This window comes from Bradyrhizobium sp. STM 3561 (assembly GCF_045571455.1).
GTDB classification, from domain to species: Bacteria; Pseudomonadota; Alphaproteobacteria; order Rhizobiales; family Xanthobacteraceae; genus Bradyrhizobium; species Bradyrhizobium vignae.
In genome coordinates, this window is sequence record NZ_CP120695.1 from 6,261,679 (window position 1) to 6,275,559 (window position 13,881).

12 protein-coding genes, 1 tRNA gene and 1 pseudogene are annotated in these 13,881 nt (G+C 60.2%); 9 read left to right on the top strand and 5 right to left on the bottom strand.

Annotated elements, in window-relative coordinates:
* The first annotated feature begins 74 nt into the window (after positions 1-74).
* Positions 75-1,505: a DUF1254 domain-containing protein gene (locus tag P6U28_RS29765; RefSeq protein ID WP_129143401.1), complete on the top strand. Its 1,431-nt coding sequence runs from the start codon at positions 75-77 to the stop codon at positions 1,503-1,505.
* Positions 1,506-2,242: 737 nt separating this feature from the next.
* Here the strand turns inward: P6U28_RS29765 and P6U28_RS29770 are convergent.
* Positions 2,243-2,638 carry a hypothetical protein gene (locus P6U28_RS29770; RefSeq protein WP_407120370.1) on the bottom strand — a complete coding sequence of 132 codons (396 nt, stop codon included), beginning with the start codon at positions 2,636-2,638 and terminating at the stop codon, positions 2,243-2,245.
* 55 nt (positions 2,639-2,693) lie between these two features.
* Here P6U28_RS29770 and P6U28_RS29775 point away from each other — a divergent pair.
* Positions 2,694-3,005: pseudogene (locus P6U28_RS29775) on the top strand (hypothetical protein); the annotation flags it as partial.
* A 228-nt stretch (positions 3,006-3,233) separates the two neighbouring features.
* Here the strand turns inward: P6U28_RS29775 and P6U28_RS29780 are convergent.
* Entirely contained in the window at positions 3,234-4,322 is a 1,089-nt protein-coding gene (locus P6U28_RS29780) for a transporter (RefSeq protein ID WP_407123124.1), read from the bottom strand.
* 508 nt (positions 4,323-4,830) lie between these two features.
* Here P6U28_RS29780 and P6U28_RS29785 point away from each other — a divergent pair.
* The 5 genes from P6U28_RS29785 to ligD all read left to right on the top strand — a co-directional run bounded on the left by P6U28_RS29785 (position 4,831) and on the right by ligD (position 9,871).
* A complete protein-coding gene (locus tag P6U28_RS29785; RefSeq protein WP_122400602.1) occupies positions 4,831-5,196 on the top strand; it encodes a hypothetical protein in 366 nt (121 codons plus the stop codon).
* 391 nt (positions 5,197-5,587) lie between these two features.
* Positions 5,588-6,586: a formylglycine-generating enzyme family protein gene (locus tag P6U28_RS29790; protein ID WP_129143399.1), complete on the top strand. Its 999-nt coding sequence runs from the start codon at positions 5,588-5,590 to the stop codon at positions 6,584-6,586.
* On the top strand, positions 6,567-8,240 hold the full coding sequence (locus P6U28_RS29795) for an arylsulfatase (protein WP_164936872.1): 1,674 nt from the start codon (positions 6,567-6,569) through the stop codon (positions 8,238-8,240). Before P6U28_RS29790 ends, P6U28_RS29795 begins: the two co-directional genes overlap by 20 nt.
* Before the next feature lie 355 nt (positions 8,241-8,595).
* Positions 8,596-8,733, top strand: a complete 138-nt coding sequence (locus P6U28_RS29800; RefSeq protein ID WP_376707274.1) for a hypothetical protein — start codon at positions 8,596-8,598, stop codon at positions 8,731-8,733.
* Positions 8,734-8,923: 190 nt separating this feature from the next.
* On the top strand, positions 8,924-9,871 hold the full coding sequence (gene ligD / locus P6U28_RS29805) for a non-homologous end-joining DNA ligase (protein WP_129143398.1): 948 nt from the start codon (positions 8,924-8,926) through the stop codon (positions 9,869-9,871).
* Positions 9,872-9,902: 31 nt separating this feature from the next.
* On the opposite strand, the gene P6U28_RS29810 is transcribed toward ligD, so the two are convergent.
* Positions 9,903-10,727: a ribonuclease HII gene (locus P6U28_RS29810; protein WP_129143397.1), complete on the bottom strand. Its 825-nt coding sequence runs from the start codon at positions 10,725-10,727 to the stop codon at positions 9,903-9,905.
* A gap of 1,079 nt (positions 10,728-11,806) precedes the next feature.
* Positions 11,807-11,883, bottom strand: a tRNA-Arg gene (locus P6U28_RS29815).
* Between the two features lie 142 nt (positions 11,884-12,025).
* Between P6U28_RS29815 and P6U28_RS29820 the strand changes: the two genes are divergently transcribed.
* On the top strand, positions 12,026-12,379 hold the full coding sequence (locus P6U28_RS29820; RefSeq protein WP_129143458.1) for a VOC family protein: 354 nt from the start codon (positions 12,026-12,028) through the stop codon (positions 12,377-12,379).
* Between the two features lie 106 nt (positions 12,380-12,485).
* On the top strand, positions 12,486-12,779 hold the full coding sequence (locus P6U28_RS29825; RefSeq protein ID WP_014490344.1) for a GYD domain-containing protein: 294 nt from the start codon (positions 12,486-12,488) through the stop codon (positions 12,777-12,779).
* A 64-nt stretch (positions 12,780-12,843) separates the two neighbouring features.
* Here the strand turns inward: P6U28_RS29825 and P6U28_RS29830 are convergent, their stop codons facing one another.
* Positions 12,844-13,800 (bottom strand): tripartite tricarboxylate transporter substrate-binding protein, encoded by a 957-nt coding sequence (locus P6U28_RS29830; RefSeq protein WP_129143396.1) that lies wholly within the window; start codon positions 13,798-13,800, stop codon positions 12,844-12,846.
* Positions 13,801-13,881 lie beyond the last annotated feature (81 nt).

Sequence of the window (13,881 nt, forward strand, 5' to 3'; positions counted from 1 at the left end):
AGAAGCCCGTGACCGGCTAGCCGAACCTGAGATCACTGCGGTCAGTGTGAGTTGATTTCAGGAAAGGAAATGCGATGAAGTTCACCCGTCGATCCGTGGCATTTGGTGGAATAGGACTGCTGGCAGGAGCAACTGCGGCACGGTCGGCCTTGGCCCAGGATGCGTTCCTTGGCGTAGGCGAAGGTTTGGAGGATCTCTGGCTCGCAAGCGACGCCTATGTATTCGGCTATCCGCTGGTCACGATGGAGATGACCCGGCGGATCATAACCAACGTCGCCGAACCCGTGGGCACGCGTGGGCCGATGGGCCACATCATCAAGTTGCGCCACTATCCCGACGCCTCGTTCAAGGACGTCACGGCACCGAACGCGGACACCCTCTACACGACTTCATTTTTCGACGTCGGGAAAGAACCATGGGTCCTCAGCATCCCAGACATGAACGGACGCTATTTCCTGATGCCGATGCTGGACGGTTGGACGACGGTTTTCCAGGTGCCCGGCAAACGCACCACCGGCACCGGGGCCCAGACCTACGCGATCACCGGCCCTGGATGGAAAGGCATGCTGCCGGATGGCGTGAAGGAGTACAAGTCGCAGACAAACATCGTGTGGCTGCTTGGCCGCATCTATTGTACCGGCACGCCGGAGGACTATGCAGCCGTGCACAAGCTGCAGGACGAGTGCAAGCTCGTTCCGCTCAGTGCCTATGGCAAGCCGTACACACCGCCTCCGGGAAAGGTCGATCCCTTGATCGACATGAAGACGGCCGTGCGCGAACAGGTCAACCGCATGGATGCAGGAGCGTATTTCAAGCTGCTCTGTGAGCTCATGAAAGCCAATCCGCCTTACGCCGCCGACGCGCCCCAGCTTGCCAAGTTCGCGCGCATCGGCATCGTCCCCGGACAGGAGTTTGACGAGAGCAAGCTGAAGGCGGATTTCCTGAAGCGCGTACCGGAATTGTCGTTCGACAGGATTATGCTTCAATTCAAGATCAACAAGGCCATCAGGGACGAGAATGGCTTTGCCTTCACGACGAAAACCGGCATCTACGGCACCGATTATCTGATGCGAGCCTTGGTCACCGCGATTGGCCTCGGCGCCAACCGCCCGCAGGATGCGGTTTATCCGACCTCGCAGAAGGATGCAGATGGTCAAAAGTACAATGGCGCGAACAAGTACGTGATGCGTTTTCCCAAGGGCCACCTGCCTCCCGCCGAAGGATTCTGGTCGCTCACGATGTACGACAGCAGCTACTTCTTTGTGAACAATCCGCTCAACCGCTACTCGATCAGCGCGCGCCAGGACCTAAAGGAAAACCCGGACGGCTCAACCGATCTTTACATCCAGAAGGACTCGCCGGGTAAAGACAAGGAGGCAAACTGGCTTCCCGCGCCTGAAGGAGATTTCATCCTCATGCTGCGCATGTACTGGCCGCAGGAAACAGACCCGTCGATCATCAACGGCACATGGACAGTTCCTACCGCCAAGAAGGTCGGCGCTTGAGGATCTACATCATGCCGGCCCATCGTGGTGGGCCGGCATCATCGCTAATGTCGATCCTGACCTAAATCAGCTCTTACGCGGCGTCTTTTGAGGCACCCCCGGAAGGACTGGAATGTTTGACGAGCCGATGTTGACGTCCAGAACTAAAACGGGTCGAGCAGGGCAATGCCGCCATTTCGGCTTCTGGCCCGAAAGCGAAGTGCGGCCCGAGCCCGCTCCTCGTCGGGGTAAACCGGACGCGAGAGAACGGCGGTTCGAACAGGTGCTCATGACCCTGGCTTTGTAAAAACGCAAAGATCGATACGACTAGAATTGCATTCTCAATTCGTCCCTTAACGTTGAAGGCGCTTGAGAGCTTGAGGGCTACATCGGTGTTGGACGAACAACTTCTTCTCTCGCGGTCAAGCGTCATGGTGTTTTCACACAACCAAGACCCGAAGCGGAAATCCGTTGTCCAATGACTCTTGCCATTTTTGGCAATAGCGCCACACTTCTTCGTGGATTGGCCATAGGATTGGGTTGGCCACGGGAGGCAAAAATGCGGCGATCAATCGCGTTGTCGGCGTCGCTAATAATTGTGTTCTTAGCTGGAAGCACTGGAACGGGGAGTGCCGTAGTTTACTGCCAACACGCTGGTTATCCTGCTAATTGCGTCGTAAGACCCGGGGTCGTAGTCACACGAAGCCATGAGCTTCGCAGAATTGAATCCGCAATTGATCCTCGCCTGAGCGGCCTTACTAGGCAGGACTTATTCGATCGAAATAACCCGAACAATCTGCGATCGGATTGGCCCAGCCCACCTGCTCAACCGGGCCAGTGAGCAGACCGCCTGTCTCCGAACCTTTTGTCTGAGTTTGGCCCGGACCGCCTGTGGGGGCCTGACGGATCGATTCCGTTAGTTCAAATTTGACTGGTCGACCGGTCTTCTTCTGTCGGACGATCGCGCGATCGGCCGTATACCCGCCTGGCGCAACGTCATCGACTTTCAATGCGACTACATCGCAGCCGCGCAGCTTGCTGTCGATGGCGACGTTGAAAAGCGCCAGATCACGCGTTCGACCTTCGACCTGGAGCTTGGTTCGGATTGACCAGACGTGCTTGGGACGGAGCGGCGGCTTTGCGCCGACGGGCACCGCTTGGTTTCTTTCGCCGAGCACGATCGTGACGGCGGAGCACGTCGCGACAGCGATGAATCTCTCGCATCAGGACTGGACGCCGATTGACGGCGAGGACGGTGGCCAGTCCGTCCCCGCACGTATCCACCGGTTAGCGGGTAGTCAGATGGAAAGGCTGGCCGTGATCGAACTACAACGGGCCGCCTCATCGTCGCGAACCGCCATCATCCGCAAGGAGCCGCTCGCTCCGGAAGAACCGGTTTGGACGGTTGCCTATTCAGCCGGGCGCCCTCAGCTCGTTGGAGGTCGGTTCGTTCGGTTCGGAGACGACGAGAAGTTGGCCGGCATGGCACTTCTGGAAATGTATGACGGAACCAATCGCCTCATCATCGATCACGGCTCCTCCGGAGCGCCCGTTGTCGATTGTGAGGGGCCGGTCGCTGCTGTCGTGAGCGATATCTTCACACATGAATTGGGCATCCCGGGTCATGCGGGTCTCGACCCCGTGGCGTTCGCCAAACGTCGTCTCGGTCCCGGTCCGGGCGCTGGGCGTCTCTCAACTTCCGTGAATTGCGGGAATTCCTTCAGCGCGATCAGCAGCGTCACGGCATCCTTATTTTGTGAACCTCGGCCTTGTGGACGTCGGCGGCGTTGGCGCCGCGGGCTGAAGATTGAACGTCAGCCAAACGTTCCAGCCTGCTGGCCGATTTTCGTTGGCGAATTCGCCGTAGCCCTTCAGGTTCAGATATCCCTGCATGTCTCCGACCGGGAAAATGTAGCCGACCTGCGGGCCGACGCCGGCCACGCGCGACCGGAAGCAGCCGACGCGATCGCCGGAGCCACTGTCGCAGCCGAGCTGCTGATAGAGGTAGCCGACGAGGCCGACCTGCCACTGCTTGGTCAGGAATTGCGATGCGCCCCAGTCGAGATGCATGTCGACGCCGCTTTGATATTGAGTGGAGGGGTTGACGAAGTTGTAGGTGAATCCCAGCACCGCCGAAAATTCATGCCCGGTCTTTGGATCGAAATAGGTGTAGCCGCCGCCCGCGTCGATCGCCCAGTGTCCGATCCCCAAATTCGCCAAGCGGGTCGACTGGTAGGCGCCGACCGGGAGGTCAGCGGTAACGTACGTCATGTAATTGTTGACTCCGGCATTCCAGCGCAGCGCGAACTGCGGGATCAGGTCGCCGAATGCAATGAGCGAGCTGTCGATGCTGTCGAAGCGCGAGAACGGGAGCGTGCCGCCGCCCGGTCCCGTCAATGTCCCAACGAGCGATCCGGCCAGCGACGTGGAGTTGGAGCCGTAGGACGCCAACAGGGTGGCAGAAGCCTGACCACCCAGCACGGGTGTCGCAAAGGTGTAAGTTCCGGCCACAAGGCCAAGATCCACGTTCGCGTTGACGTTCGCGTTCACGGTGGCCGTTAGATTCGCGGGAAAGCGACCAAGCGTGATTTCGCGCGACCGCGCCACGTCGCCGCCGGCGGAAACAGAGGTGTGATAATAAATCGAGGTCACCGACCAGCCCGGTGCCTGCTGCGGAACGGCCGCGAGGCTGCCAAAAAATCCGGGTACCCAAAAGCTGATGCCATTTTCATCGGCGCGAGCCGCCTGGTTGGACAGCACCAGCAGAGCGGCAATCGCCCCAACACTCGAATGCCGCCGCGAAAATCTACGTCCTAAACCCGATCCAAGGTACCGCATCGCCGATCCCCCGACTCTCGCGATCGCGCCATTGCCGGCTCCGGCCGGTGCGAACTCGGAAACAGTATGCTGGCGCACGTCCATGCGAAATCGGCAAACTTGCATTCATCTGGAGTTTTGTTGAAAGGTTGTGTCCTAGATGCCACAGCCCCGCCGTTCTTGCATCACCATCAGGGCGCTCTCGACAAGGCATCAGCCACTGGCGTGATTGATCTAGATCAATAAAAGCAGAACGCGTTGCTGGAAGCATCTCGTGCTGCCCAGTTCGCAGACAGTTGTGACTTGGCCACCTCTTTTTCCTTTCTAACGACCATCGTTTCGGACGTCGCCCAAGATTGGTTTTCTCTTGAAAGAAGGGCCAGTCGTTATGGCGACGTTGGAGCCGAAGCCATATTCCCGCGAAGCGAGCCTTTGATCGGAGGACGCAATGGGTACTTCTCACAAATCGTTATGCGACTTGGCGGCATCGCTCGTGCCTGTTTGTTTTTTGTGAAGGAAAGGATATCCGATGCACCCCGCAATCATGGCCATGGCGGCGGCTACTCAATTGTTGACGCCCATTTCCGATGCTATCCCAAAATTCAACGTCGAGGCTACTTGCAGAGCATCGGTAGAAGCCGACAAGGCGATGAGTTTGAGCCTACCGCAGAGTTTCGACAAGTGTTTGAGCGATGAGAACTCAGCGCGTGAACAGCTGGGCCCGATTTGGTCTTCGTACTCCCCGGCTGTCAGGTCCCAGTGTGAGGGAGAGGCGACGATAGGCGAAGCGAGCTATGTCGATCTCTTGACCTGTCTTCAAATGACCGATGGATCAGTCACGACCTCGGCAGCAGCCTTGAAGGGCGCGAGCAAAAAGAAGAAGGGTCCAAACTAGCCCGTATTGGCGCCATGATGTCTGCTGCCAGGGCATGATCGGGAAAAGATAAGCCCACACCGTCGCCGTTGGTCCATGCGAAATCGGCATACTCGAGTTCAGCCGGAGGTCTATTGAACGGCTGAGTTCATGACGCCACAGCCTTCTGTGTCTTGCATAGTCGTCAGGGGCCCTCGACAAGGAAGGCGAGCTGGCTGGATTGATCTAGATCAATAAAAGAAGGTTGTGTGGCTGCGAACTTGCCACCGGTTCAGATGTTCGATTGTCATGTTGACTGACTAATGGTTGAGCCGCGCTCCTCCCCCGCAGAACCGATGCTGGAAAGCTGTCGGAAAGATTTTTGAAATGCTCGGGGCGGCGCTCGTAACTTCTCGTTCGCTGCGAGTAGCCCATGCACGACGTTGGCGTTGCGGCAGGCGTACCTTTGTCGGATGAGCCCAGCCAAGGTGGCATGAACTGGATTCCGGGCGGCACGTTCCGCATGGGCTCCGACAGGCACTACGCCGAAGAGGCACCCGTCCATCGCGTCTCGGTGAGCGGCTTCTGGATGGACCGGATGCCGGTCACCAATCGCGATTTTCGCAAGTTCGTCAACGCAACAGGCTACGTGACGTCAGCGGAGACGCGGCCCGAGGCAAAGGACTATCCAGGCGCGCTGCCGCACATGCTCAAGGCCGGCTCGCTGGTTTTCACGCCACCGAAGCGTCCGGTCGATTTGCGCGACTGGTCGCAATGGTGGAGTTTCAAATTTGGCGCCAACTGGCGCCGGCCATACGGCCCCCGCAGTTCGATCAGCGGCCTCGACGATCATCCCGTGGTCCACATTGCCTATCGCGATGCCGAGGCCTACGCGATATGGGCTGGCAAGGACTTGCCGACCGAAGCCGAATGGGAGTTTGCCGCGCGCGGCGGCCTCGACGGAGCCGAGTTCGCCTGGGGCGACGAGTTCATGCCCGGCGGCAGGTCAATGGCGAACACCTGGCAAGGCGCGTTTCCGTACGAAAATCTCAACGGCGATGGTCACGCCCGCACCTCGCCGATAACGGCGTTCCCGCCGAATGGCTACGGTCTCCATGACATGATCGGTAACGTCTGGGAGTGGACCACGGATTGGTGGTCTACCAGACATGAGCCCGACGCCCCCAAAGCCTGCTGTGTTCCGCATAATCCGCGCGGCGGACAAGAGCAAGACAGCCACGATCCGTCTCTGCCCAGGATCAAAATTCCCCGCAAGGTTCTCAAGGGCGGCTCGCATCTCTGCGCGCCGAGCTACTGCCGTCGCTACCGCCCGGCTGCGCGTCATGCGGAAGCGGTGGATACGTCCACGAGCCACGTTGGTTTTCGATGCATCATAAGGAAGGGAGCAAATGATGAGCGAGGACAAGGATAACACCTCACGCGATATGAGCCGTCGCCACGTTTTGCTCGCGACGACAAGCCTGGCGGCAGCGTCCGCATTGGGCGCTGCCGCATCGGTTGAAAAGGCACTGGCCCAGGCGCAGCAGGCACCGAGCGGCCAGCGGCCCAACATCGTCGTCATCATGGGCGATGACATCGGCATCTGGAACATCGGTGCCTACCACCGCGGCATGATGGCTGGACGAACGCCGAACCTCGACAAGCTCGCGGCCGAAGGAATGCTGTTTACCGATTACTATGCCGAGGCAAGCTGCACCGCCGGCCGCGCCGCCTTCATCACCGGCGAGTTGCCGATCCGCACCGGCATGACGACGGTTGGTCAGGCCGGCGCGCCGATCGGGATTCCGGCGGAGGCCGTGACAATCGCCCATGTGCTCAAGTCAATGGGCTACGCCACCGGCCAGTTCGGCAAGAACCACCTGGGCGACAAGAACGAGTTTCTGCCGACCGTGCACGGTTTCGACGAGTTCTTCGGCTATCTGTACCATCTCGACGCCATGGAAGACCCCGCGCACCCCGGCTACCCGCAAGAGCTGCTGAACGTGGTGGGTCCGCGCAACATGGTTCACTCCTGGGCGACCGACAGCGACGATGCAACCGTCGACCCGCGTTGGGGCAAGGTCGGCAAGCAGAGGATCGAGGATGCCGGCACGCTCTATCCCAAGCGCATGGAGACGGTGGACGACGAAATTCGCGATTTTTCTTTCAAGTTCATCGAGAAGGCCAAGGCCGACAACAAGCCATTCTTCCTCTGGCTCAACCCAACGCGCATGCACATCGTCACTCACCTGTCGCAGAAGTATGAGGCGATGCGCAACTCGAGGAACGGCTGGACCATTCATGAAGCAGGCATGGCGCAGCTCGACGATATCGTCGGCGAGGTGATGAAGAAGCTCAAGGACATGGGTGTCGACGACAACACCATCGTCGTCTTCACCACCGACAACGGCACTGAGGTTTTCACGTGGCCAGATGGCGGACAGACGCCGTTTGCGCAATCAAAGGGCACGGTCATGGAAGGCGGTTATCGTGCACCGGCCATGATTCGCTGGCCAGGCCGCGTGCCGGCCGGCAAGGTCGAGAACGGCATCATGTCGGGGCTAGACTGGTTCCCGACTCTGGTGGCGGCCGCAGGAAATCCGAACATTGCCGAGGAGCTGAAGAAGGGCAAGCAGATCGGCGACCGCACTTACAAGGTCTATCTCGACGGCTACAACCAGATGGACATGATCACCGGCAAGGGGCCGTCGAACAGGCATGAGATCTGGTATTTTGGCGAGAGCACGCTAGGTGCCATACGCATCGACGACTACAAGTACCGCTTCATCGACCAGCCCGCGGGTTGGCTGGGTGAAAAGGGCAAGGTCGATGTGCCTTACATTACCAATCTGCGCCTCGATCCGTTCGAGCGAACGGGTTGGCCGGAAAATGGCACCAAGAACGGTGCGCAGCATTACTTCGGTTGGTTCCAGTACGAATTCTGGCGCTTCGTGTTCATACAGCAGAAAGTGGAGGAGTTGGCCAAGACGGCCATCGAATTCCCGCCGATGCAGAGGGGAGCGAGCTTCAATCTCGAAGCGGTAAAAGCCCAGATCGAGGCGGCGAGGCATGCCGTGGCAAAGTGACAAGACCGCGATTGGCTGCTTGCCGATCGAGACCATGCAGTCGCATGCCGGCAAGTAGAATGCGCGATGGCGGGTGCCGGCCGCGGGCGCCCGTCGGACAACATCATGTAGCGACGGGGACCAAGCTCGCACCTCCGCTGTTCTTCGCGCCGCGCGGGGAAACGCTCGAGGAGTTGCCGACGCAGGTCGTCAACCATGTGCTGGAGGAGATCCAGCTCGCCGATGAGCTCGGCATCCACATCTACGGAATCGGCGAACACCACACCGACGAGTTTCTCGATTCGGCTCCCGCGATATTGCTCGGGCCGTTGCGGCGCGTACACGGCAGATACGTCTCACCAGCGCAATCACCATCCTGGGAGCCGCAGACCCGGTCCGCGTCTTCGAGGAATATGCTTCGCTCGACCTGGTGTCCGGCGGCCGCACAGAGATCATCGCCGGGAGGGGAGTGGCTGCGCTCGGCGCAATACGCGTCGAGATTATACCTTCCTAGCAAATCAGAGCAGGAGGACGAGCATCGAGGCAACCATGGGGTGCCAAAAGCGGCAGGCACGCTTTGTCGGCTAACGGTGTAGGTCTCGGACTCCGCCATCTTCAATTTTACACCCAGGCCTTCACTTCTCGCGGGGAACTCACGATGCATCGTGCTAGTTGCCGTCCCTCTCTAGTCCCATCGTCCAGCTATGGCCCGAAAATCAACCCTGCCTCGCCGCCTGCAGCCCATGCTGGCCACGCTGACCGATTCACCGTTCGACGATCCCAATTGGGTCTTCGAGGACAAGTTCGATGGTTTCCGCATGGTCGCGGAAATCCGGGGCGGTAAGGTCGCGCTCTACAGCCGAAACGGGAAAATCATCAGCCACTCCTACATGGAGGTCGCGAAAGCACTTGAAGGCGTGAAGGCCGATGCCGTGATCGATGGCGAGCTCGTCGCGATTGGAACTGATGGCGTATCCCATTTCCAGTTGCTTCAAAACGCCCTGCGCCACGAGGCTAAGCTTCTCTACTGCGCGTTCGACCTGATGTTCGCAAATGGTGAGGACCTGCGTGCGCTGCCGCTCCTCGAGCGCAAGAAGCGGCTCAGGGCCATCCTGCCCCGCCACAAGCTGATCGCGTTCAGCAAGCACCGCAAAGGCAGCGGAACGAAGTTCTTCGCAGAAGCTGAGCAGAGACATCTCGAAGGCATCATGGCCAAGCGCGCCGACAGCCCATACGCGTCCGGATGCCGGACCCCCGACTGGCTGAAAGTGAAGACCGCGCAGCGTCAGGAGGTTGTAATCGCCGGCTTCACGGCACCCAGGCGAACCCGGCCCTTCTTCGGCGCTCTCGTGCTGGCGGTACGCGAAGACGGTGCATGGCGGTACATTGGCCACGTCGGCACCGGCTTCAGCCACCAAGCTCTCGAAGAGCTTCACGGCAAGCTCGTGAAGCTCAAGACCGCCAAGTCGCCCTTCCCTGCTAAGGTGAAGGATGAGCAGGTCACGACCTGGGTGCGCCCTTCATTGGTTGCGGAAGTGAAGTTCGCGGAGTGGACCAGCAAGGGCGAGCTGCGCCAGCCGGTCTATCTCGGTCTGCGGTCAGACAAACAGGCCAAGGATGTCGTTCGCGAAAAGAGCCGGTCGCGAAAATAATGCCCTTCAGACGAAGCGTACGACTTAGAGTTCAGCCGACGGATCGCTCGGATGCCGAAGGCCAGGGCGGCAGGGGCGGTAGCCCGAGAGCCTTGCGGACGGGTCCGAACGACCTCCGGTGAGCTGCGCATGCACCAAGCCTGGCGAGCGCCTCATAATGAGCCGGCACCGGGTAACCCTTGTGGTCCGCGAATCCGTAGCCGGGGTGACGCACGTCGACCGCTCGCATGACGGTGTCGCGCTCGACTTTCGCGAGGATTGAGGCGGCGGCGATGCTGGCTGACTTGGCATCGCCTTTGATGATGGCCTGCTGCGGGATGTCGATTTGCTTCAACCGCTTCGCATCGATCAGCAAGTGCTGCGGCGTCAAGCCCAGCCCCTGGACGGCACGCTGCATAGCCTGGATGCCTGCCCAATAGATATTGATCGCGTCGATCTCCTCGACCTCGACGAACGCTACAGACCAACTCACTGCTTTTTCCTTGATCTCCTTCGCGAGTTCTTCGCGAGCCGCGGCGTCGAGTTTTTTCGAGTCGTCGATCCCGACTATCCGCGTGCCAGGTTTCAGGATCACGGCACCGGCGGAGACCGGCCCGGCGAGAGGGCTCATTCCGGCCTCATCCACGCCTGCCACGGCATGATGGCCGCTCTCCCAGAGAGAGGTCTCGAAGCGGAGCATCTTGCGGAGGCGTTGGCCTTCGGACCTATTTTCGAAGCGGCGTTTATCGATTGCAGCCAAGATGGCACGCGCTCCCGCGCGGCCGTCGGCCCGTAAGATCTGCTCCACGCTGGTCTCGAGCGGTCTTTTCTCGACGACATAGCGTTGACGCAATACATCGAGTGAATACTGGGACATGGCGGTCTTGTGGAGACTGACTGTAAGGCGCGTGTCGGTTAACTTTGTGGCGATTGTCTGAAATTAACCCATGCCGAAGACGAGTGAGGCTGCTATGGCCTCGCGGACTTAAGCGTCTGCAACCCTCACAGCGGGCACAACATATCGATTGGAGGGCCAAGCATCAGTCGTCGAAGTCGGAACCGTTTGGCGCCTCGCTGCCGGCCTTGGGAGCACCGCCGGGGGTGGCCGCTTCTGGACTTTTCTTCTTGATGCGCATGGCCTTGATCGTCACATAAAGATCTCGCGGAGACGCTTTGTCGAGATCCTGCAGATCGCGGTAATTAGCGATGAAGTCCAGAATGCTCGGCCGTATCGGCTGCGTTTCCGTTGCCGTCCTCGTCTTCAGCTTGCGGTCTAGATCCAGCTTGGTGAGAGTCCTTGGCGATCACCACCAATTCGGTTCCCCACGACAGCGGGTATGCGCATCTCCGCGTGACAAGGCGGATCGGGGCAATCGCCGTCGTGCAGCATTTTTCCGTTCACTTTGCACAGTGATGCGGGTGGTGCCGATACCGCCCGAGATCGTGAATCGAAAATTTGTGCCTTCGACGGGCGGCTTTGCGTCCAATTCCATATCGGAAGCCAATCGTTCGATGTGAGGGCTGTCGGCACAACTTAGCAGACATTTCCCCAAAGACAGCAACTCCGCTCTGCGAAGCCGCGCCGAGTTTCGAGTAGCCGAATCGCCACCGCGCGCGCTTCGTCGGCGGCACCCTCGGCGGGGTCATGCTACAGCTTGTGCGGAAGTCTCGAAGCCGCCTCCGATCTCATTCCAACACAGGCCATTTGTCGGACTGGAATGTCCAGAAAACGAGCTTCGAATTGTCTATTGGAAAGGAAACGAATTACGAACACGACACCTCGTCCGTGTTGCATCCGTGTTGCACGGAACAGACGGTACTGGGGCGTAACCCGTTGAAATCAATGGTACTGAGCGTAATCGACGGTAATATCGTTTTGGCGCGAGTTTTTCACCGGAACGGAGCGCGTACGAAGCACAAATCCCTTTGCTTATAGGGTTTCTTGCGGTCGGAGGCTGGCGATCCCGGGAAGACTCGAACTTCCGACCTACGGTTTAGGAAACCGCCGCTCTATCCGGCTGAGCTACGGGACCGCGGAACCCGATAGCTGCGGGTTCGGCCTCCTCATAGCAGAGCAGGATGCGGTTCGCCAGCCGCAAGGCGGGCCAGATCATCTGCAAGCTGAGCAAGGCGGCCGTACAATGCGCCGAGATCCCTCTTGGCGGAGCAGCCCACATGATCGAGAGCATCAGCGCCATCACGCTCGGCACCCACGACATGGCGCGTGCCGTGCATTTCTATCGCTCGCTCGGATTCGAGCTGCTGTATGGCGGTGAAGCCGCCGCATTCACGAGCTTTCGCGCCGGCACCGGCTATCTCAACCTGACTGCGCAGCCGGAAGACAAGCGCTGGTCCTGGTGGGGCCGGGTCATCTTCTACGTGGCCGATGTCGACGAGACCTACGCACAGGCGCGTGCCGCCGGGTGGCCGCCGTCCACCACGCCGCGCGATGCCGAATGGGGTGAGCGCTACTTCCATCTCACCGACCCCGACGGCCATGAGCTCAGTTTCGCTCGGCCGTTGTCCTGACCGAATAAGTCGCATCTGCTGACGTTCCAACGCGCAAGTGGCGCCGTCTCAGCCGCCGTGGCAAGCTCGGCGCGGTTTCCTCAAGTTCTATCCAGGGAGGACGACCATGGTAACCTATGTTGTGCTAGGCAACTTCACGGATCAGGGAGTCCGCAACGTCAAGGACTCGCCGAAGCGGGCCGAAGCCTTCAAGGAGATGGCCAAAACGTTCGGCGTGACTGTGAAAGAGATCGTCTGGACGCAGGGACGATATGACGTTGTGACCGTTCTCGAGGCTCCAGATGAGGCTGCAGCGATGTCGCTCAGCCTTAGTCTCAGCGCACTCGGCAATGTCCGCACCGAAACGCTGCGCGCGTTTTCGGCAGCGGATATGACGAAGATCGTTGGCAAGATGCTCTGACGCTCAGCGCGAGCGCACCGGACCTGCCACCGGACCCGGGATGGCAATCCCGGGCTGAGGCCTCTTACGCCCTGATGTTGTTGTCCTTGACCACCTTGCCCCAATAGGCGACCTGCTTGTCGAAGAAGGTCTTGAAGGCGGGGCCGTCCTGGAGCAGCAGCGTCATGTGCTGGGTCTCCTTGAGCTGGGCGGCAGTCGCGGGCTCGCTCAGGATCTCCCGGGACGCGGTCGCCATGGCCAAGACGATGTCGGGCGGCGTGCCCGCGGGCGCGAAGATGCCCCACCAGGCCAGCGTCTCGAAATCGGGAAAGCCGGCCTCGATCGCGGTCGGCGTATCCGGCAGGGCCTGCAGCCGCTCGCGGCCGAGCTGCAGGATCGGGCGCAGCATGTTGGTGCCGAGCTGGGCTGCGACCAGCGCCGCCGATCCCGCAATCAGATCGACATGGCCGCCGAGCACGTCGTTCATGGCCGGGCCGCCGCCGCGATAGGGCACGTGCATGATGTCGACGCCGGCCTTGCTGCCGAGCACGGTCATGGCGAGATGGCCGAGCGTGCCGATGCCGACGGAGGCGTATTTCACCGCGCCGGGCGTCGTCTTGCAGGCGGCCACCACGTCGGCAAAACTCTTGTAGGGACGGCCGGCGCCGGCCGCGATCACGTAGGGCGCGGTGCCGATCAGCAACACCGGCATCAGCTCGCGCTCGACATCGACGGGCGGCTTGTCGAGGATCGACGGGATCACCGCATGCGAATCGAACGTCACCAGGAACGTCGCACCATCCGCCGGGCTCTTGGCGACCTGCGCTGCGCCGAGCGCGCCGGCGGCGCCCGACTTGTTCTCGACCACGACGATACGGTTGAGCTTTGTCTGCAGGTTGCTCTGCAGCAGCCGCGCCATGGCATCGGTCGAGCCGCCCGGCGGGAACGGCACGACCAGCGTGATTTTCGAGGCTTGCGCGCTTGCCGGTGCCATCGCGAGGATGGCGGGCGCGGCCAGCAGGGCCCGCCGTGTGATCGTCATGGTCCCCTCCCTTTTGTTTCGCGCTTTTCTACTTTTGAGCGCTAAAGCGCGATGAGATTTGGATGAATCGTCATCGCGCTT